The following is a 21,145-nucleotide window of genomic DNA, read 5'->3' on the forward strand; positions in this document are numbered from 1 at the left end:
AAGCTCATAGTAGCACTAAACGTACGAAAATTCCGCTTCGACTACCGCTGATATTGACAAGGTTCCTGTTTGAATCGGTGTTGTACTGCTTTCCATCGCGTATACGCGCGGTCTCGGTACACCATCTGGAAAGAGCTCCTTTATCTTAAACGGCGTTTCATTTAAATTGACAGATAAAGAGTTGGTGATGGCTCTTGCTTTTTCTTGGGCATTCTTGACCGCCAGAGCTAATGCACGATTTTTTCCAGCAGACTCATCTTTTAACGTAAATTGGATAGACGAAATTGAGTTTGCTCCGCTGGCAACTGCCGCATCGACTATCCTTCCAGTTAACTCAACTTGATCAAGGGTGATTTGCAGAAGGTGAGTGACAAGATAATTACGGAAAACCTGCCTTCCTTCCACATAATCGTATTGAGGCTCCACCCGGTACGTAACCGTTTGAATCGCTGACTCAGGAACCCCTAAATTGGCTATTGCAGAAATAATTCTGTTAATCACAGCGGCATTTTCCTGCTGCGCTTCACTGACACTCTTATTTTCGGTTGTTGCCCCCAGGATGATTTTTGCTTGATCGGGTGCTGCTGAAATTGTGCCTTCTCCTATTACTAGAAGCGTATTTCCAGCTGGCTTTACCGGTGACAAAGAAGGCTGGCGAAAAAATTGCGGATCACGTCTCATTAAGAACCCTCCTTTCGTTTGTAGAGCAGTTCTTTTCATTATATTTCAATATATAGGCTGATGTGTATTACCTTTTAAGAAATCAAACGAAGGCCGACAGCAGAAACGAGGATCAGGCTTATGAAAAAAATACGCTTCCATTCCTTTCTCTCACCAAAGGCAATCATTCCGAGCAGCATACTCCCGGCTGTACCGATTCCCGTCCAAACAGCGTAGGCCGTCCCCATTGAAATACCGGTCATTGCCAACGATAATAGTGAAAAACTTGAGCCGTATGCAAGTACGAGAAACAAATAAGATGTCCAGTTTTGATACACGGTTACACGTTTAATGGCAAAAACACCGAACACCTCACAGAAACCTGCAGAAAAAAGAGCAATCCAAGCCATTAGGAAGCACCCTCCTTTTCTTCGCTAGTTATGAACTTTAAGCCAATAATCCCAGTTGTTAGCAATGCAATAAACAGAATTTTAAGAGGATGAACTGGTTCGTTGAAAAGAAATATTTCTGTAATCACTGTACCCGCTGTGCCAACACCAGTAAAAACAGCATACATCGTACCAACCGGCAGCTTTTCAGCAGCGCGGAGCAGCACTTTGAAGCTGATTAAGATGATTACAGCTGTTACGGCCCACTGCCACCATGTGGTTGAATATTTCAAACCCGCAACCCAAACAACCTCGAATACTCCTGCAATTAACAAGAACCACCATTCTTTATTCATTGGATGTAGTTCCCCCTTCAAGCTTTTACTGTCTTATCAGTGTAATTAAATTTTTCCATAAAGTATAATGATAGATAATGATATAGGCATCATTTTACTTGATAGCAAAAGAGGTGAAGGATGTTCATGGAACTAACAGATTTCAAAATCTTCGCAAAAATCGCAGAGGAAGGCAGCATATCCCGGGCAGCTGAAAAATTGGGCTATGTCCAATCCAACCTGACAGCCCGTTTGCGGAAACTTGAGGAAGAATTGGGAGTAGCGCTTTTTTACAGGCTTCCAAAAGGGGTCACTTTGACAGAAAAGGGAGCAGTATTTTTAAAATATTCTCGTACTATTTTGCATTCATCTGAAGAAGCCCTTAAAGCTGTACGTGATACTCCTTATCCGAGCGGACCTCTAACAATTGGTGTTGTAGAAACAGTAACTTGCGGTAATTTCATGAATACACTTTCCGAATTCCAAACCCTTCATCCTGACGTCTCCCTCTCTATCTTGACCCGTACTTCACAAGAATTATTGGCAAAAGTGTTTAACCATCAACTGGACGGAGCCTTTGTTACAGATCCCAGCAATTCTCCTCAGTTGATTTATGAATACAAGCGCAAAGATGAGATTGTGTTACTGACAAAATCACCTGGTGCTTATCCAGACCTCAACGATACGAAATGGGCTGTTTTTCCTGAAGGTGATCCGTTTCGAAGAGTGTTGGAGGAATGGCTTGAGAGTGAAAAAATTCCTTTAAAGAATTTGATAGAAATCAGCTCATTAGAAACAATTTTAAGCTGCGTGCAATCAGGGCTGGCTGCTACGCTGCTTCCGAAATCTGTATTATCCGGAAATTATGAGTCCCTGGGTACTTATACGATACCGGAAAAATTCAGGTTTACGAATACTTGCATGGTTCGTCGAAAAGACCGTTTTTCAAGTAAAGCATTCAATGCATTTGCAGAGATGGTTAGGGAAAAAGGACTGTAATTCAAATGAAAAATCCGTACTGATACGAGCACGGATTTTTCACTTTACTCCTCTTCCATTGTCAATCCCTCAACATGCTTTCTATCAAGCTGATGTTTCGCCTTCCGGTAGTCCTTTGATTTGAAGATGATATCAAAGTCATAATCTTCAGGGTACAACTCTTTCGCAGCAATATACAATTTCAAGCGTTTGTGATTGATCGTTTGCTTTTCCTCCTTCACTTGCACAATGTAGTTTCCTTTCTGGTCCGGCCCTTGATAGACGATGCCTGTTTCATTTGTTGCTGTTATCGTTACATTATCTCCTTGCTCAAACTCTGTAACCTTTTCCTCGCTAGCCTTTGCGTACTTTGGTGTTTGCGCTCTTCTCGCGTATTTGTTGGTAGCAATCTGTTTGGAATAGCGCGGCTCCTTCAGTTCATTCTCATCAAATTTGCTTGTGAACGGATGCTCTTTTTTGTACGTAATTTCATAAGCCTTTTCAATCATACTTGGATGCATGCCCAGCTTTAAGGCAATAGCAAACGCCTGGCTCTTTCCGCTTTCTCCAAGCAACAGACGATAGGTTGGCTGAAGGGTTTCCAGATCAAATTCCATTGATCCGTTCAAAAACCCCTCTTTTCGATCTGCAAACTCCTTCATCTCACTGTAATGCGTCGTTGCAAACAGTGTCGCCCCCTTTTCAAAAAGCTGTTCCAAAATCACAATTGCTAAACCCATGCCTTCACCCGGATCCGTGCCAGAACCGAGCTCATCAAGCAACACAAGCGAATGGTCATTCGTTTCTTGCAAAATCTCAATGATATTTACGAGCCTTGAACTAAAAGTGCTCAGGTTTTCTGCTATGCTTTGTCCGTCGCCGATATCCACGAAAATTTGCTGATAAATGTGGAGAGTACTCCCCTCATCAGCCGGGATATGGAGACCGGACTGAGCCATCATCGTTAATAAACCAACTGTTTTTAAAGTGACTGTTTTCCCGCCGGTGTTTGGACCTGTTATCACGAGAGCGCGGTTTTCCTGTCCGAAACAAAGCGAAAGCGGGACAGCCTTTTCCTTTAGCATCGGGTGCCTTGCCCGTTTTAAGTCAATGAGATAGTCTTCATTTACTGACGGTGATGTCCCCCTGAGGAGCTGGCTGTACTTTGCTTTTGCAAACAATACGTCATAATGATGCATTGTGTCAGCCGCAATTTGAATCGTCTGCTCACGGGAGAGGAAGTTCTCTGTAAGGACATATAAAATCCGTTCCATCTCCCGCTCTTCAGAAAGCCTGAGCAAATCAATCTCCTCTCTCATATCCGAAAGCTCATTTGGCTCAATAAACAGAGTGGCGCCCGATGCAGAAGCATCAACAACAGTTCCATTGATTTTATTCCGGTATTCTTTCTTAATCAGAAGGACAAACCTCCCATTTCTTTCTGCTACCATGGTATCCTGCAAATAATTTGCGTATTTTTTCGACTTGGCCATTCCTTCAGCCTTATCCTTTAATTTCGCAAGCTGTATTGACAGCTGCCTCCGAACAGAAGCCAAATGACTGGAAGCATGATCATCAAGCTGCCCATGCCTCATACAGCGATTTAATTCATCCTCCAGATCGTTTAAATTGTCAATCGATTCCGCATACAAACTAACCGTCGGTGCCGCCGCGTTTTTATCCTTCATAAAATTCTTCAGCTTTCGACAATGGTCGAGAAAGGATAAAATACGTGAAAATTGGACTGCCCGCAAATATAACCCTTTCTTCGCTTGCTGAATGTATTGATCCATCTCATCCAACGCATGAATTGGGACACTAGAACTAATGTTCAAAATCTGTACAGCCTCCTGTACTTCTTCCAACATCCGTTCGATCGCCCGTTTATTCATGATCGGCGTTAAATTTTTTATCGTGTCCTTGGCGCGAGACGTCCTTGCGAAGCCTGCCACCTCCTGTAACACTTCGTGAAATCCTAATACATCAATTGTTTGCTGGTTCATTTTTTTGATCCTCCTTCATTTTTTCCAATCAAAAAAAGCCGCCATGAACAAACGCTCATGACGGCCAGAAGAAATAATTTTCTGCACAAAAAAACATTTTATGCACAAAAAAAGCCACGACAATACATGCCATAGCTTGGATTTAACCATTCTTCTTTGCTATGATGCTTGTTCTTAACAATTCTCGAAAAAGGGTGCACGAAAGAAACCTGTGCTTTACACAGTTTTTCACCTTTTCAAGACCGTATTGAATTACGGATTAGTTAAGAACAACCACACTCATAAAATAATCTCCTTTATTGGAAGGGGTTAGACATTTTTTAGTTTATGCTTTTTTCAAGAATCTGTCAATGTCCTTTTTGATTGAGAGTTGAATCACTTCTTTGCCTAACATTACTCATCACAAACCTGTTTTTTGGAAGAGTAGGCATTCTCACCAGACTGAAGCTCAGATCCTGAGATGGTACAGTATAGTCGAGCTGCTTCGCAAGAAAGTCTACACTTGCCTTCATGATTTCAATTGTCACCCATTCGCCCGCACACCGGTGGCCCTTCTCATGATCACCGCCGCCCTGGGGAATGAAATCAAATGGACTTCCCTGCCAATCCTTGAAACGCTCCGGGCGGAATTTATCCGGCTCGTCCCACAGTCGCGGATCATGGTTTGTCCCATAAATATCAAGCAGCACCAGTTGTCCTTTATGGAAAAGGCATTGTTTCCAAGTGAAGTCCTGGCGCACCCGCGCTCCTAAAAAAGGGCCGAAGGGATAAAACCGGCGAACTTCCTGAACAAACCATTGATTCATATTCTCGTCATCAGACTGCAGCTTCTTCCGATACTCAGGATTGTCATGCAACGCCAACGCTGAAAAGGTAATGTAGGTAGCAATTGCAACAATAGGCCTTAATACATTGATCAGCTCTATCGCTGCCATTTGCGTATCCATCGGTTTCCCGTCCAGATTTTGATGAAATGCCATTTTATACACCGCTGTATGCTCAGGCGCATCTAAAGTTCCGGACCGGACATTATCAATCACTTCCCTGATCCACTTCTCCGCCCGTGCCCTGGCCTGTCTCCCGCGCCAGTGTCTCGGTCCTGCCGCTCCAAACGCATCGACCATCTCCCCAAAATCACTGGCTCTTTGCGCAACCTCTTCTTCCTTTAAGGGAACCCCTGTCCATTGACAGACTGCCCGGCACAACATCTCCTGTGTTTCATCAAAGAGAACCACTTTGTCCTTGCTTTCCCACCTGACTGCACTCTTTTTCCACTCTTCGATCATCAGATCCGTCAGAGATTTTTGGCGTTCAGGTGTCATCAGCGACATAAAGAGGAGCTTACGCTTCTTATGAGCTTCACCATCCATAGCCTGAACGGCATTTTCTCCAAACAACGTTTTTTGAACTCTTTTCGGCGCTGCACCCTTTCGTTGAAACCGCTCCGTATCATAAAACACTTTTGCCGCTTCCTCTCCGCTCATACATATCACCTTCTCCCCCAACAAACGAGTTTGAAAGATGTCTGATTCATAGCGGCGGCATCTGTTTTGGATAAACTGATATCCTTCCAATAGCAAAGCAAGACTGTTATCGAGCGTTTTATCAGAGGGGACATTTTCCGTCATTTTCATACGTACTCGATCTCCTTTTTCTTTACGTTTCGTAAGCGTCTTTATTCCAGAATAGATTCCCATCTATGCGATGGTTTTATACCACAAGATGAACGGTAGTCTTACTTGTTTAGTTGTGGATTGTTCTCTTTTTTAGCAGTTCTTCACTGCCCGATCTTAAACGAAATACTTAAGGTTACTTTCCCCTAAAGTTTTGATTTTCAAACTGGAGAGAACAGAGAGATTGAAGGAGAACAAAGCACTAGGTTTAATGGATATAAGGCATAAGACTCATACTGCATCCAATTCATCCAGTTTATAGTCATGCTCTCATCTAGGCAATAGTAATCAAAATCCTAGAAAACATTGAAATATTCTCCATCAGGTGATACATTTTTGTTTGTAATCGAGTAAACGTTTACATTCAACAAATGGGAGATGGGAGATGTGGGTATGAAAAAGAAAAAGCGGTCTGCTGCAATTACATTGTCACTGTCATTTACGCTGGCTGTAAGTTTATCAAGTGGAGTAAGCGCGGAAACAGTATCTAGCAATGGGGGCGATAATAACAGTAAAAATGGAGTTTTTTATGAAATCTATGTCAACTCTTTTTACGATTCTAACAATGATGGACACGGGGATTTGAAAGGGATTACAAAGAAGCTGGATTACATAAACGATGGAAATCCACATAACAAAAAAGACTTACAAGTAAATGGAATGTGGCTAATGCCCATTCATCCTTCACCAAGCTATCATAAATATGACGTAACCGATTACTATAGTGTTGCCCCCGAGTATGGAAATTTAAGAGATTTTAAAAAACTGACAAAAGAAGCTCATAAGCGTGGTACGAAAGTCATCATCGATCTCGTCGTTAATCATACGAGCAGTGAACATCCTTGGTTTAAGAAAGCCGGTACAGATAAAAACAGCAAATACCGTGACTTTTATATTTGGGCAGATGATGAAACAGACCTAAATGAGAAAGGTCCATGGGGACAACAAGTGTGGCATAAAAATCCATACGGTGAAGGGTACTATTATGGAACGTTCTCGTCTGTGATGCCTGATCTAAACTTTGATAATCCAGAAGTGCGTGAAGAGATTATAGATGTTGGGAAGTTCTGGCTAAAACAAGGCGCTGATGGTTTCCGGTTAGATGCAGCTCTTCACGTATTTGAAGGGGAAACGCCAGAGGGCGCAAAGAAAAATATTGAATGGTGGAACGAATTTCGTGACGCAATGAGAGAGACAAATCCACAGACATATTTAGTCGGTGAAGTCTGGGAACAACCTGAAGTGGTTGCGCCATATTATCAATCTCTAGATTCTCTCTTTAATTTTGATTTAGCCGGCAAAATCATTGATTCAGTGAAAAACGGGGCAGATCAAGGTGTAGCTGACGCAGCCTCTGCTACAGATGAATTATTTGAATCCTATAATCCCAATAAAATTGATGGCATATTTTTAACGAATCATGATCAAAATCGTGTCATGAGCGAATTAAATGGAAACATAAATAAAGCAAAGACGGCAGCTTCTATTCTTTTGACTCTCCCTGGTAATCCATTCATTTATTATGGAGAAGAAATCGGCATGACAGGCAAAAAACCAGACGAGCTTATTCGCGAACCCTTCCGTTGGTATGAAGGTGATGGAGAGGGTCAATCCAGCTGGGAAACACCGGTTTATAACACCGGTAATAACGGAATCTCAGTTGAAGCACAAGATAAAGAAAAAAATTCTCTGTTAAACCATTATCGTAAAATGATCCGAATTCGCCAGCTGCATGAAGAGCTAATAAAAGGCGATTTAGCATCCATACAAGTTGAGAACTCACAAGTCATTGCCTATAGCCGCTCTTATGAAAAGGAGTCGCTTCAAATCTATCATAATCTATCAAATAAACCAGTCACCATAACGGTTCCACAAAAAGGAAAGCTGATTTTTTCAAGTGAAAAAGGCGCGAAAAAAGTGAAGTCAACTTTAGTCATTCCGGCGAATACGACAGTGATAATAAAATAAAATGAAGCTTCAATCAGTTGGGGTGTTTACATCCCCAACTGATTGTTCGATAAACCAATCAGGTTTTTAAGGGCAGCCCATCCCACCTAGTAAACCTAGCAAATTAAAGTTTGCTAGGTTACTTTATATTATTGATTACTGTTTTACCATCTGACACTTGATACAATTCAGCACCTAAAGAGGGGTTTTTTCTTCCAATATTTCTTCAATATCACTTTTTGGAATCCACTTCTTATATAATCCTCGCTCCCAAGGTAACCCTGATGGGGGAAACCCTACTTCTTTCGTAATTTTATAGCTCCCTTCTCCTAATAATAATTGAACTCCGTTAGTTTCCCATATTGGGAATTTATGCCCTTTATATTTTGCAAACTGATCAATATAATACAAAACGTCAATTTCATCTCGTGTAACAAATTTTTGATAATTACCTTTTTCATTTAATTCGAAGTCATCTGGTGCAAGTGATGAGTCTTTTACGAATAACTTATAGATTTTGTCGTTTTTTGTAATATATTCATATTCTACCCCTTTATATACTGCTCTCTTCCCGCTTCTCATCTTTATCCCCTCCTATTTCATTAAACTAATAAACTTCTTATCCTCTTCATTATAAATTGCAATTAATTTTTCGCCTTCATTCTTAATTTCATATAATAACAGCCTTACTAGATCCCTTATGCTAGAAAGTTAGTAAAAAAAATGAAAAACATTAAATATTGGACTAGTAATCGTAATTTAATGCTTTTCAACTTACTTCATTTTGTAGTTGCTTTTATGGATAGTTAAACCCCCTCCTATTTTCAACGACTCTCGGAACTTTGAGGTGAGGTCTTACTGCCCGTTAATAGGGGTTAAACTGAATCGAACTACTATTTAATTGGCCCATGATATGACAAGTCTCAGCCTTCTTATAAATGAATATCTTTTTCCTCTTCTATAATTTCAATATCTTCTTTTTTACTTTTTTCTCATAATAATATTTATCAGTCCGTTCAAATCCATTTTTCTGTTTCGAGTAAAGAAACCTTAGCCAGCAATTAATAATAAAGAGTGGTAAACCATCCCTTCATCGCTTTCCAGCATTTCATATTCCTCTTTCATTGCGCGAACCATTTCATTCACTTCTTTTACGGTTTCCGATCGTTTTTTTTCGGCATTATCGATTGGAATAGAATCAAGCCAGGTTTATATCACATAAATGAAAAACACCCTATGTTTCTCTTCGTAACATAGAGTGTTTTTGCGACTGTGCCATCACTTATCAACCAACTAAAAGAACATTGATCAGAAAAGACGCTGCGATATTACTTGAAAAATATGAGCTTGTTATTTGAATTTCTAACCATGGACGTTATTAGCACTTTCTTCTTATTCCAGTTTATATTGAAATTCAAAGTTGAAATAATCCCTTTAAAATTTTACAATTCTATTTCTTTACGTTCTTCTATTAGTTTTACCTCATTTTTAGGTACCCATTTTTCATAAAAATATTTATCCGTCATAGGAAAGTCTAATTCATTTGCAGCTTTACTATCTGCTCCTAATAAATATTCACCATTATACTCTCCATTTATAATTAAATCATAACCTTTATATCTACCAAATGTTTTTATCTTACAAGGGTTGCTTAGCTCTTCTTTGGAGACATTTTTTGTTAAAATACCATCTTTATAAACCTCAAATCCTGCTTTCATATCTAAAGGATCATTGCTTATTAAAGTAATCGAATCATCTTTTTTAATTATTTTATATTCTTTCTCATTATATTTCGCATATATTCCTTTTTTATACATATATTCACAACGTCCTTTTCTATGGTTTTATGAATTTTCCTAAAGTGGCATCAAAAACCCCTAAAAGTTTTTCCTCCCCAGCAGATACTTTATAAAGTTCTGCTCCGTCTTCTGGAGAAAATCTTTGGCCTGAAGTAAACTTCCATTCTGGAACTATTTCTCCGTTTCTCGAACCTGTAAAACCATTTTGCGTACATGGTGGACCATCCGTATTAGTACCACTAAATCTTTCTCCGTATGGGATCTCTATTTCATCAATTTCTTTAGTTTTAAACCTTATCATTCCGTACGAATCTCCATCTGCTGGAAATGGTCTTGTCCCATCTGGGAATGAATAATCCAGTCTGAAGGATTCAACAACATCTCCATAATTATTAATATGTCCTACATCTTCTGCCTTTGCTATATAACCACCTATTTCTGTATATTTTCCAGATAGATAATTCTCAATATCTGATGAAGGGATAGTTTTTTGCAAAAGGGTATTTTCCTTAATTGGTAGAACAGCATCTCGAAAATCTTTCATTATCTTCACTTCTGCATCTGTTAACTCAGATACAGATTTTAATTTCAAGTCATTAAACTCACCTGGTGTTATTCCATGCTTTTTAAGTTCATTATCAATCTGATGACGAAACCCTTTCATTTCACTTGTTACATCAAAGCCAAATTCTCCTTTGCTGGATCCACTAGATTCCTTAGTTACATCGCTTGTAACATTACCATTTTTCATTGAAAACTCCTGTGAGATTTCACTGTACGGCAATTTGTTTCTTGTTTGCACATGGTCCACATATCGCGCCAATCCGCCCACTGCCGTTATCCCAAGTGCATTCGTCAGGCTTTGCGTGCGTTTTTCGTCCGAAAGCTTGTTGCCGAACATGTCCCTTCCTGTTGCTGCTTCGCCAAAGCCGTTGGCTGCGACTAAACCGTAGATACCCATCTCACTCTTATGTAAGATATCCATACCTTTAGTGCTCTTATAGGCGTCTAAGGCATGGTTTGCCGCGTTTAAGCCCTTTGCAGTTTTATAGATCGCACTTCCGCCTTTAATCGCCCGGCCCGCCCAGCCGACGACTGGGATAAAGCCCGCAGCTGCCATCGCTCCGGCCGCGACTCGTTCTGCGGTGGTAAGCTTTTCGCATGTGACAGGGTCGATGCCTTCTGTTGCTCTCTTAAAATCATAATATCCCGAGATCTCTCCTGTAAAGGTGCATGTCGCATCCCATGTTTTTTCCTGCCACGAGCGGTTTTCCAACTCTTCTTGTTCTTTTGCCAGTCTCCTTTGTTCGATTTGCTCCTGTTTAAATTCTATGTACTCCTCATGTCTAGCAGCATTTTCTTCCCGTATCTTGTAGATTTCGCTGTTGTGATAGGCCTTGGCATCGAAGTGGATCGGAGTGACGTTTCCGCCGCTTCCAGTCGAGGCAAGCAATTGCTGATAAAGAGTGGTGACGATCGCTTCATCGCTTTCCAGCATCTCATATTCCTCTTTCAGCGCGCGATCCATTTCATTCAGTTCTTTTACGGTTTCCGATCGTTTTTTTTCAGCATCCTCGATTTGGGAATGGAAGGATTCTTTTGAAAAAGGTGTGAGGGAAATTAGGTCGTCAATTTGACGGAATGTACCTTTTAATTCCCGGTGCTGCTCAGATACCATTTCCTTCGCACGAGTGAGGCCGTTAGATACATCCTCTTCGACAAAAGGAACATGTACCTCGGTATTGCCGGCAAGATCAAAATCCTCTTCCGTACCAGGTATCCCTTTCAAAAAGGCAATATTTTTATCAATAAGGTGAACCCACTCGTTCACCACGTCGATTTGGGCTTGATAAAAGCTTTTGATTGCCTCAGCCCCTTTTCCATGAAATCCATCGAGGTTAATAAGCGACTGCATGCTTCGTTTCACATGATTCATTTGGCGCTTAAGCTCTTGATACTCATCGGCTCGAGTTTTTGCTGCAGATACTAGTGTTTTCGCTTCATAGACTTTGTTCGCCATTCGACCAATGCCTTTCTATATGTATTTTGCATGAACGATCACGATGACCTCTGCTGATGTATATCGACTTTATTTGATCGCTTGATCCTGTTCTTTTAAGGTGTTTACATTATCTCTTGTATCTTCGAGGTTTTTTAATACGGCCTCCTTATATTGAGAAACCAACTCATGGATGTTTTTTTCTCTTTCCAGCCATTTTGCGGTAAAGTCTAGTTTGTTGTCACCAAGAGAACTGGCGGAAGGACTTCTTAATGAGAGTCCTTCAACCGCTTGATTAATTTCATTCAGCTTCGAAATGACTTCTTTATGCCTAAGTTGTATCGTTGTCATTAAAACAGCCACCTTTTCAAATCGTTAAATTTGTCCCCTGCTGCTTCCCATGCATCTTGTCCCGCGTCCGCTATTTCTACCGCTTCGCGCGCCAGGATGCCTGCAAAAGACAGTGTTTCCTTTTGCATGTTTAATTGTGCAATCTCCCAATCTATCCTATCTTTATAGCTTTCATATTCATGATTTAAGATGTTTTCAATCGTTTGATGGGCTTCATCACGGGAGTCGTTAAATTTGTTCGCCCGTGATCCTGTCCATGATTTTGCTAACTCGGGTTTTAATATTTTTCTGCATTCTCCCAAATAATCATTTTGCTGGTGTTCTATTTCCTTTTTGGCCTGATTCAATCGGTCTATCTTTTCCTCGACATCTGCAACTTCCCCCGATATGGCGCTGCGGATATGAACAAGACTATCCAAACTAAACAATTGCTTTCACCTCATTAGACAGATTCATCGTATGGCATCTTTTCCCACATCTATCTTTAGTGTAAGGAGAAAGCCACGCTACTTAAATAGGATTATCTTCCTCTTTTCTCTATTTAACAGGATAAAAGACCTATTAATGTGCCGAGAAGTACATTTATTTTTTATGGATTGTACGCTTTAGGACCACTTCGATGTAATTAGATCTTGGTTTTGTGCAATTAAACCCCGGATCCGTGCTATTGTAGGACGCTTCAGTGCATTTAAACTTCGTAACTAATAAAATTGACGGATAATAACTATTTTTTTATACTTGATGGATTGAAATCAGAAATAAGGTGAGTATTGACATGGATTTTCAGATCCGCTTTTTATCATTTTATGTTATACACATTGAAGGTAAGGACGAACAAGCAAACAAACGGTTCAAACACTTTCAAACGCTTGATTCCGATGAATTTGATAAAAGTGAATTAAAGGATTTTTTAGATGGAGAACTAAAGAAAATTGTGAAACGAAAGTCGGAACGCCATCCGAAATCGGAACAGGTGCCGACCAAAATTGGACACTTTGTCGTAGAGCCGGGGCATGAACTTGACTCCAATCCTAACTATAATTTATTTCACCGTACCCGCTTTGCCGATACGAAAGAGCAATTTAACGAAATGAGCGAGCAATTCGTTCGTACATACTTGGACACAAGCGCAGTCCGCGGAGGTGCCTTTCTTGTTGCATCCGCTGTGCCGCGAAAATATTACGATGATTCCTTTGTCTTCATTATGAAATGTGATTTCGAGCCGAAAGTGGCTTCCATTGCAGACGAGGCATCGTTAATTAAAAAGGTCGAGATGGCGATTACAACCAAGAATATGAAATCGATTCAATATCCGTATATGCCAGAAGAAGGCATGGTGGAAGAAGGAGAACTAAAAATCCACCAAGCGTCACATGCTCGCTACTTTGAAGACTTTTTAAAGTACGTGGAATACGGTGAGTCGATGCCGGAAATCATGAAATCGCAGGTTATGGATATGGTGCAGGAGCATGTGTACGAAACGTTCGAAGAAAACAGCGAAGAACTTCAGCAATTCGAGCAAGACATGGAAATATGGGAAGCCAGCCCTAAGCGGGAGATTCAAGAGAGACTAACGACTGCTCAGGTTGTGGAAGCGACGGCTCAGATTGTGGAGCATACGCCGGAAGCAGAAGTAAAAATGAAGCTGGGAGAAACAGAGATTAAAGGTTTGCTTGCGGATTTTGGGGAGAACATTCACCTTGCAAAAATAAACGGACGATACGTATTGCTGGTGGAAGCAGACGGAATCTCTTTTGAAAAAGGATTTTCTCCCATTGAGTTTCATCGACCCGAGGGGCTGCATGAGGTGATTGAGAGGATTAATAGGAAACATGTCTAAGTAAACATTATTAATGAATATTTAATATATTACTTTCACCCCAAAAAAGAGCAAGATATGCTCTTTTTTTGGGGTATTTTTTACTTTCGCAACACAAAACATTTCTACCACAAAAAATTCCCTCAACACCACTTAACATGGTACCATTTAATTAATTACTACCTGCTTTCTAAAATTCGAATAAAAATTTATGAAAAAAGAAAACTTTCTCCATTGCTGTCCGTATATAATGTAAAGGTAAAAATAAAGGACGTGAAACCTATTGAGCTTCTTTACAAAATTGTTTGGCAATAAAGAGAAAAAAACTCCCGTTGTGGAAGAACGTACGGTCATGAATCTGAGAACAGGTGATATTGTGACCTATGATCTTGAGGACTATGAGGTTGTCGGGAAGCTTTCGTACAATGATCATGGTTTTAAGTGGTATGCTTATCAGCTTCAGGGTGCGAGCCGCGTGATTTGGCTTAGTGTCGAGGTTGATGATGAGCTGGAGCTTGGTATATATGAAAAATCCAAGCTGAAACTCGAAGAGCCGATTCCGAAAAAGCTTGCGGTGGATGGGGTAGATTATTACTTGGATGAGTCCGGAACGGCGGTTGTCCGCGGGGAAGGACGAAGCCAAAATGTCGATGGAGTCCAATGCCAGTATTTTGATTTTTATGATGATGCGGAAGAAAAGTACCTATCCGTAGAGATTTGGGGCAGCGAAATTGAAGTCAGCACTGGATATGGAATTGAAGAATATGAAATAAAAATTATTGCAGGAAGCAATTAACTAAAATTGGAGGAATCAAAGATGTTTCAATTTTTCAAACGAGTAAAAACAGTAGTTGGTTCTGAATTAAATGCGATGCTTGACAAGGCAGAAGACCCGGTAAAAATGCTCGATCAGTTTATGCGGGAGATGCAAGCAGATATCCGTGATGCAGAAACAGCGGTAGCAAAGCAGATCACGAATGAAAAATTGCTGTTTAAGAAAGTGACAGATGCTGAACAGATGGTTTCAAAGCGTGAAGAGCAGGCTGTTAAAGCTCTTGAAGCTGGAAATGAAGACCTTGCACGCCGGGCGCTTGAAGATAAGAAAGTTCATGCTGAAACAGCGGCAACACTTCGCGAATCTTATGAACGAGCCAAAACGGATGCTGCCTCTCTTCGCTCAAAACTGGATGAAATGAAGAGTGAATTTAATGAAATGAAGTTGAAAAAGGATTCATTAAAAGCACGTGCAGAATCCGCAAAAACTCGGACAAAAATGAACAGGGCCATGTCCAACTACGGCGACAATGAATCGAAGGCCGGATTTGCACGGATGGAGGAAAAAGTCCTTCAATATGAGGCTGAAGCAGAAACAAGTGAAGAAAGGCGTTCTTCCAGCCGCAGCTTGGATGATGAATTAGATGCGTTAGACGATAATGGCGTCGAAGACGAATTAGCGGCACTCAAGAAAAAATTAGGAAAATAAGGTATACAAAAAGAAAGGATTTTGAAAAGATCCTTTCTTAAAGTCTGCCCTGCTTTTTTGCGGGACAGATTTTTGTATTGTTTAGGAAAGCGGGTGATGATCGTGAAGAGGGCGTTAGTGTCCGTTATCATTGCAGGTGTGCTCGTTTTTTTAGCCGCATGCGGGAACGGATCAGGTTCAACCTTCAGTGAAGATATTGAAGACTTTATCAGTGATAACTATCAGCTTTATGATACCGTTTCATCCACGGAAAACAGCGGTAATTTTTCAACAATCTATCTTGCGGATAATCAGGATATCTCTGCTGTCGCAAAAAAGCTTCAGAACCATTCAAAGCCGACAGAAATGAGTGAGTTAAAGGACGATAAACAAATTCTCGTCTATGACGATCAGTTTGTTACATTGACTAAATCAAAAGAAAATTCCGCTGATACGTTGGTGGAAGTAGCGGATGAGGATTTTGTCCGTCACAATTACCGGCCAAGCTTTTTTCAAGGTTATTTATTGGCATCTTTTATTAACAATCTGTTCGGAAACAATTGGAGCAGAGATCGAAATCAGGCGTGCCGTGTGAACCCGGATCATTGCTATGGAGGCTACAATTCTTCCGGAGGGTTTGCCGGAAAAAAAGGCACTCCTTCAGTACGTGGCGGTTCATCCTCGGTTCGCGGAGGCGGGCCCGGCACAGGCAAGTAAAACAAGAAAGGGGATTATTAAAATATGCAACCGTTTTTGCTGACTATCATGTACTTTGTAATTGCGATTATTATCGTTGTCGCAAGCCTTGCTATTTTTGAATTGCTGACAAGGAAATATAAGGATTGGGACGAAATCTTAAATGGAAATAAGGCCGTCGCGCTTTCCATCAGCGGCAAAATTGTAGGGATCTGCATCATTTTAGCGTTTGCGATTTACCACAGCCTCGCCCTGCATGAAACTCTGATATGGGGAGCTGTTGGTATTGTGCTGCAGCTTATCGCTTATGTCTTATTTGAATTGCTCACTCGAAAATTTTCTGTGGAAGAACAATTAAAGCAAGGAAATATAGCAGTCGGAATCATCAGCTTTGCTGTTTCGGTAGGCCTAGCCTTTGTCATCGGCGCATCTATTACATAATCGTGAAAAAGCAAGAGCTACCCGAGTAAGGAGTCGAATGAAATGAAAAAGCAAGAGCTACCCGAGTAAGGAGTCGAATGAAATGAAAAACCTGACAGACCTGGGCACGAAGCAAAGCAATACGATATATTGGGCTTCAGGGATTGTCTCCATTTGCGGAATTATTTTTGAAGTATTATTTGGAGCAGCAGGCTCTTACATTTTGGGAGATGGTGTTAAGCAGTATACGCTCACCATCTCGCTTTTTTTAACAGGAATGGGCATCGGCGCTTCCATAAGTGAACGAGTCTCGAAGCATTTAATTCTGTCCTTTGTGTGGATCGAATACGCCATTGGTCTTATCGGCGGCTTATCGACATTTTTGTTTTTTGGTGTAACCGCTTTTCTTCCGGACGGAACCGATGCCCTTTTTTTATATTTCATTACGTTATTGATTGGGGCACTGACTGGACTTGAATTGCCGATATTGATTCGAAAGGCAAACGCTATCGGTGTCACCTTGAAAAAAAGTACAGCTAGAGTACTTTTCTCCGATTATGCCGGAGGGTTGATTGGCGGTCTGTTGTTTGTTTTTTGGCTGCGTCCCGAATTTGGCTTGGTCAAATCGGCTTTTATCGTCGCGCTAATCAATGTAGGCGTGGCATTGTGGATTCTCTTTTATTTCAAAAAAGAAATCAGCCGCTTTCGCTGGCACGCAGCAGCAGGCATTGCCTTATTTATTACTTTATTGTCCGGCGTTTTTTGGGGAGATGAGACTGCCTTTACATTTGAGCAGCGTCTCTACCGTGACCCAATTATCCACCAGGAGCAATCTGAATATCAGCAAATCATCCTAACGAAAGAGGAAGGTGATGTGCGGCTCTTTCTCGACGGCCAGCTTCAATTTAGTTCAGCCGATGAATACCGCTATCACGAAACGCTTGTCCTCCCTGCTATGGGAAGTGTAAAAAATCCTAATCGTGTCTTAGTTCTTGGCGGTGGCGATGGTCTCGTATTAAGGGAGCTGTGGAAATATGATGAAGTGAAAAACGTTGATTTGGTTGATCTCGATCCGGCCATGGTCAAGCTGGCAAAAACAGATTATGATCTCGTCCGTTTAAATGAAAATTCATTTTCTGACCCGAGGGTAAATGTCCACCATCAGGATGCGTTTAAGTTTATGGAACAATCAGATCAATTGTATGATGTCATCCTTGTCGATTTACCCGATCCAAATAATGAATCCTTGAGCAAACTGTATACACTTGAATTTTATCAGCTGCTCCGGAATCATCTTCGACCAGGCGGTACGCTTATGCTTCAATCCACAAGCCCTACATTTGCTACGAAGGTTTATTGGACAATCGATTACACTATTGAACAAGCAGGGCTGCACACGAAAAACCTGCACTTGGATGTTCCGAGCTTTGGTGATTGGGGATTTGTCATGGCAAAAAGAGAAAACATGAAGAATACCATCAATAATGTGAAGCTTCCTAATAAGACCAAATTTTTAACTAAAGACGTCCTCCAAGGGATGACAACGTTCGGAAAAGATATCGACAAAGACATAATTGATAAAAACGGAAAACCTTTCAGCTACGAAGCAAATACATTGATGAATCCGATCATCATACCGATGTATGAAGAGGCTTGGAGGAATTACTAGGGGACATGGATCACTTCACGGATTGTGAAGTGATCTTTGTTGTTTTCAAGTAAGGATTTTCATTGTATATTCAATATGAATTGTGATGTTAAAAATATTATTTCATAGTCAGTTTTTCTTCAGATAATGGGAATAGCGTCTCTCGTGATTAAATATCTATCCTTTGCTTGTTTTCGTTCTTGTAAAACCCCGTAATAACAAAACATGTAATAAACGCAACTGAAGTAACGATTATGGAAAAAAGTAATCCTATCGCCCCCATAAACGTATCATCGCCTGGATAAGAAGGTTTCAGTGTCAATAACCAATATACGAATATGACAGTCAAAACAATATAAAAACTGCTCCCGATAAACCCCATCTTTAAACGATTTATTTTTGTCCCTTGCCATGCCTTGTAAATTAATATCCATAGAAAAATACTCACGATTGCAGCAAAAAGCATGATAAATAAATGAACATATGGAATTAAAAAATAAGTTAATACAAATACGTATAGTATAAGTCCAGTAGAAAAAAAGAGTACAGCATTCACAATGAACAGGAACATTCCTGCCAGCCAATGATTTTGAAACCATTTCGTATCTTTTAGCTTGTGCACCAGTTTATGATTACTGCCAACCTTTCCTGTTAGTGGTTTTATAAAAAATAAAGTAAGTATCACTCCAACAGTTCCAATTAATAGAATAAAGGTCACAATATCCTCTCCTTAATCCTGTTCTGATTTTCATTATATACATAGTAATTCTATGTAGTCAATTATCTTCCTTCATCGATTGAACAACACTTCTCTTCTCGCTTTTTTTAAGGCACAAACCTTGTTCTCTTTTTCAGAAATGTCGAATATAATGATTAAAAAACCGCTCGTGTTGATACAACCGAACAGACAATAAAATACAGTTACACGAAGTAAGAATCCACCTTTTCCTCATTAAGCTCAAAGTGTGGATTCTTTTTTGCAGCTCTTATTTAACTGAATCGAAAAAAGGAGGAAGTCCCAAAGAATGACTTACGCTCCCTTAAAAATCCGTATTTACGCTTTCTTATTTGATTATCTCATTATCGTTTTATACGGCATTTTCGTAGTCGGCACTATTTTTGTCATATTTCGCCCGTTTATTACTCCATTATTCTCGAATTCCCCAGCAGCAGCTGAACTAACAGGATTTTTCTTGGTAACGCTGCCTACTGCCTTATCCGATACTGCCGTTTACATGATTTTAATTGCCGTCTATCTCACAGCTTTCATCTACTTTATAAGCCCTCTTATGAATAAAAAGAGAAAAACGACTTATGATTGGATTGCTGGAACAAAAGTTGTTCGTTAACAGGAAGTTTTTTTCAATCTGTTGAATCCAGTCTAGCTTTGCAAGCTCCCCCTCAACCAAGGGCGAGATCGATAGAAACCGATCGGAATTTGAATTAAACTCGTTTTTCCTTGTGATTCCATTTTGTAAATCTCATCACATACGTTCGCATCAAATCCAAGAAGAGGATGCCCGCCCATTCCAATGGAAGACGAAGCTAGCAGCAAGCGTTGGACAAGCATTCCTGCTTCCATTTGTTGAATTCTATATCCTCTGTAACTAAGTTCTGAAATAAAGATATCCTTATCCCCAGCCACATGCAGGCAGAGAGGAACCTGGAACAAATTCACATTATACATTGACATTCCTGATTGTAACTGTAGCCGATGATCTCCGAGATGCACCTGACGTAATTCATGGGTATGACCATCATAATGATAAGCCCCGTCCGGAATGCCTTCAACATGATGCAAACAGCTGTACAGTGAGACACGTGGCTCAAAATTATGTGCACAGTCCAAATCATTTCGATACGAGAAGGAAGCCGTTGCCTCATGAAGCAATGTGGCCAGCTGTGTTGGAGTAACTTTTCCTAATACGAAATCGATGTCTGGTGAAAATCGCTTCCGGCAGGCAGCTGCCAGATCATATGATAACCGCTTCACGTCTGGTAAAGCTATCGTTTGAACTTCCCAATTCTCACTCTTAATCCCCTTGATTTGCTTGAACGATTGAGTTGATTCCAGCATCGAAGCTTCATTTACTTTGGTTATCATCGGATGCTCAATGACCTTCCGTGACCGAACGTAATGATTGTGCTGAATTGCTGGCAGCTCACGGCATAATTCGGTTGAGGAGACACTACCGTCCACGTAACTCTCGCTTGTAAACGAGACTCCAGGTTCCGCCGATAACGGAATCACTGCATACACGCTCTCCTCTTTTTCAGATAACCCAAGCAGATGGTTGATGGCCCTATCAAGAAATTGGAAGCACACCCCTGTTTCAAAACCAAAACGTTTCGCTACTTCCAGTAATTGTCCGATCAGCACCCCAGCATCCAGTCCTTGCAGGCGGTAAGCAAAGTTATTGTATTTAAAGAAATTTTTCCAAAACATCGTCGACACAAAAACAGTACCAAAGCAATCGGATACGTCACAACGATTTCCGAGAGTACGGGCAATATACGAATCGAAGTTACCTTCTCGCAACATCACCAAACGATGGTGTGCTGCATCATAATGGTATACCCCTGCAGGTAGTTCATCCACCTTCACATACACGTACAACTCACTTGGATACAATCCTCCACCTGAGGGAGCAAAACGGCGATACGACTGCATAAGGTCCACTTCTTGTTCTTTGGATTCCGTTGAAAAGGCTGACTGGCTAATTTGAGTGAGACCGAATACATACCAAAAAAAATGACCGATTCTGCGAAGATCGAGCGTAGCAGGTGCTTCACATCCTTCGATTGTCAACGGTACTTCCATTGAGAGCGGAACGACAGGCAATCCTCGATATAGCTTATACGGAAGCGGTGCATCTTCCCAATCCACTTCCCAATCCGGAGGGCTTACCTTATCAATGTCAAAATGCAGATTGTGTAAATATTTCTCTAGACTCATCCTCCATGCC

General features: G+C 40.7%; 21 protein-coding genes. 9 read left to right on the forward strand and 12 right to left on the reverse strand.

Annotated elements, in window-relative coordinates; all coding sequences use genetic code 11:
- Positions 1-15: 15 nt before the first annotated feature.
- The 3 genes from JOC74_RS21115 to JOC74_RS21125 form a co-directional block, all read right to left on the reverse strand.
- Positions 16-681: an SIMPL domain-containing protein gene (locus JOC74_RS21115; protein WP_053602042.1), complete on the reverse strand. Its 666-nt coding sequence runs from the start codon at positions 679-681 to the stop codon at positions 16-18.
- A gap of 74 nt (positions 682-755) precedes the next feature.
- Positions 756-1,070, reverse strand: coding sequence for a DMT family transporter (locus JOC74_RS21120; protein ID WP_053602041.1), 315 nt, complete (start codon positions 1,068-1,070; stop codon positions 756-758).
- Positions 1,070-1,405, reverse strand: coding sequence for a DMT family transporter (locus JOC74_RS21125; RefSeq protein ID WP_053602040.1), 336 nt, complete (start codon positions 1,403-1,405; stop codon positions 1,070-1,072). Before JOC74_RS21125 ends, JOC74_RS21120 begins: the two co-directional genes overlap by 1 nt.
- A gap of 126 nt (positions 1,406-1,531) precedes the next feature.
- Between JOC74_RS21125 and JOC74_RS21130 the strand changes: the two genes are divergently transcribed.
- Complete coding sequence (locus JOC74_RS21130; RefSeq protein ID WP_053605934.1) at positions 1,532-2,383, forward strand: LysR family transcriptional regulator; 852 nt, start codon at positions 1,532-1,534, stop codon at positions 2,381-2,383.
- A gap of 44 nt (positions 2,384-2,427) precedes the next feature.
- Here JOC74_RS21130 and JOC74_RS21135 read toward each other — a convergent pair whose 3' ends face one another.
- Both JOC74_RS21135 and cypC read right to left on the reverse strand, forming a co-directional pair.
- Positions 2,428-4,365 carry an endonuclease MutS2 gene (locus tag JOC74_RS21135; protein WP_211086313.1) on the reverse strand — a complete coding sequence of 646 codons (1,938 nt, stop codon included), beginning with the start codon at positions 4,363-4,365 and terminating at the stop codon, positions 2,428-2,430.
- Between the two features lie 347 nt (positions 4,366-4,712).
- Positions 4,713-5,993 carry a CYP152 family fatty-acid peroxygenase CypC gene (gene cypC, locus JOC74_RS21140; RefSeq protein WP_053605933.1) on the reverse strand — a complete coding sequence of 427 codons (1,281 nt, stop codon included), beginning with the start codon at positions 5,991-5,993 and terminating at the stop codon, positions 4,713-4,715.
- Positions 5,994-6,431: 438 nt separating this feature from the next.
- Between cypC and JOC74_RS21145 the strand changes: the two genes are divergently transcribed.
- Complete coding sequence (locus JOC74_RS21145) at positions 6,432-8,006, forward strand: alpha-amylase family glycosyl hydrolase (RefSeq protein ID WP_053602038.1); 1,575 nt, start codon at positions 6,432-6,434, stop codon at positions 8,004-8,006.
- A 174-nt stretch (positions 8,007-8,180) separates the two neighbouring features.
- Here JOC74_RS21145 and JOC74_RS21150 read toward each other — a convergent pair whose 3' ends face one another.
- From JOC74_RS21150 to JOC74_RS21170, 5 genes are all read right to left on the reverse strand, one after another.
- Entirely contained in the window at positions 8,181-8,567 is a 387-nt protein-coding gene (locus tag JOC74_RS21150; RefSeq protein WP_053602037.1) for a UCP033725 family protein, read from the reverse strand.
- A gap of 860 nt (positions 8,568-9,427) precedes the next feature.
- Positions 9,428-9,802, reverse strand: coding sequence for a UCP033725 family protein (locus JOC74_RS21155; RefSeq protein WP_053602036.1), 375 nt, complete (start codon positions 9,800-9,802; stop codon positions 9,428-9,430).
- A gap of 19 nt (positions 9,803-9,821) precedes the next feature.
- A complete protein-coding gene (locus JOC74_RS21160; protein WP_211086314.1) occupies positions 9,822-11,804 on the reverse strand; it encodes a ribonuclease YeeF family protein in 1,983 nt (660 codons plus the stop codon).
- Positions 11,805-11,873: 69 nt separating this feature from the next.
- Positions 11,874-12,134 carry a YwqI/YxiC family protein gene (locus JOC74_RS21165; RefSeq protein ID WP_053602034.1) on the reverse strand — a complete coding sequence of 87 codons (261 nt, stop codon included), beginning with the start codon at positions 12,132-12,134 and terminating at the stop codon, positions 11,874-11,876.
- Positions 12,134-12,562, reverse strand: a complete 429-nt coding sequence (locus JOC74_RS21170) for a YwqH-like family protein (protein ID WP_053602033.1) — start codon at positions 12,560-12,562, stop codon at positions 12,134-12,136. The genes JOC74_RS21165 and JOC74_RS21170 overlap by 1 nt, the downstream gene beginning before the upstream one ends.
- Before the next feature lie 347 nt (positions 12,563-12,909).
- Here JOC74_RS21170 and JOC74_RS21175 point away from each other — a divergent pair, with 347 nt between their 5' ends.
- From JOC74_RS21175 to JOC74_RS21200, 6 genes are all read left to right on the forward strand, one after another.
- On the forward strand, positions 12,910-13,974 hold the full coding sequence (locus JOC74_RS21175) for a DUF3900 domain-containing protein (RefSeq protein WP_053602032.1): 1,065 nt from the start codon (positions 12,910-12,912) through the stop codon (positions 13,972-13,974).
- Positions 13,975-14,236: 262 nt separating this feature from the next.
- Complete coding sequence (locus JOC74_RS21180) at positions 14,237-14,749, forward strand: DUF4178 domain-containing protein (RefSeq protein WP_053602031.1); 513 nt, start codon at positions 14,237-14,239, stop codon at positions 14,747-14,749.
- Positions 14,750-14,770: 21 nt separating this feature from the next.
- Positions 14,771-15,436 carry a PspA/IM30 family protein gene (locus JOC74_RS21185; protein ID WP_053602030.1) on the forward strand — a complete coding sequence of 222 codons (666 nt, stop codon included), beginning with the start codon at positions 14,771-14,773 and terminating at the stop codon, positions 15,434-15,436.
- 102 nt (positions 15,437-15,538) lie between these two features.
- Positions 15,539-16,132 carry a DUF4247 domain-containing protein gene (locus JOC74_RS21190; protein ID WP_225970312.1) on the forward strand — a complete coding sequence of 198 codons (594 nt, stop codon included), beginning with the start codon at positions 15,539-15,541 and terminating at the stop codon, positions 16,130-16,132.
- Positions 16,133-16,156: 24 nt separating this feature from the next.
- Positions 16,157-16,552, forward strand: a complete 396-nt coding sequence (locus tag JOC74_RS21195) for a DUF350 domain-containing protein (protein ID WP_053602029.1) — start codon at positions 16,157-16,159, stop codon at positions 16,550-16,552.
- Between the two features lie 82 nt (positions 16,553-16,634).
- Positions 16,635-18,200: a polyamine aminopropyltransferase gene (locus JOC74_RS21200; protein WP_053602028.1), complete on the forward strand. Its 1,566-nt coding sequence runs from the start codon at positions 16,635-16,637 to the stop codon at positions 18,198-18,200.
- A 148-nt stretch (positions 18,201-18,348) separates the two neighbouring features.
- Here JOC74_RS21200 and JOC74_RS21205 read toward each other — a convergent pair whose 3' ends face one another.
- Positions 18,349-18,897, reverse strand: a complete 549-nt coding sequence (locus JOC74_RS21205) for a cation-translocating P-type ATPase (RefSeq protein ID WP_053602027.1) — start codon at positions 18,895-18,897, stop codon at positions 18,349-18,351.
- 307 nt (positions 18,898-19,204) lie between these two features.
- Here JOC74_RS21205 and JOC74_RS21210 point away from each other — a divergent pair, with 307 nt between their 5' ends.
- Positions 19,205-19,528, forward strand: a complete 324-nt coding sequence (locus JOC74_RS21210; RefSeq protein WP_211086315.1) for an RDD family protein — start codon at positions 19,205-19,207, stop codon at positions 19,526-19,528.
- Positions 19,529-19,560: 32 nt separating this feature from the next.
- On the opposite strand, the gene JOC74_RS21215 is transcribed toward JOC74_RS21210, so the two are convergent.
- On the reverse strand, positions 19,561-21,135 hold the full coding sequence (locus JOC74_RS21215) for a SagB family peptide dehydrogenase (RefSeq protein WP_053602025.1): 1,575 nt from the start codon (positions 21,133-21,135) through the stop codon (positions 19,561-19,563).
- Positions 21,136-21,145: the final 10 nt, after the last annotated feature.

This window comes from Bacillus capparidis (assembly GCF_017832095.1).
GTDB lineage: Bacteria > Bacillota > Bacilli > Bacillales > Bacillaceae > Bacillus > Bacillus gobiensis.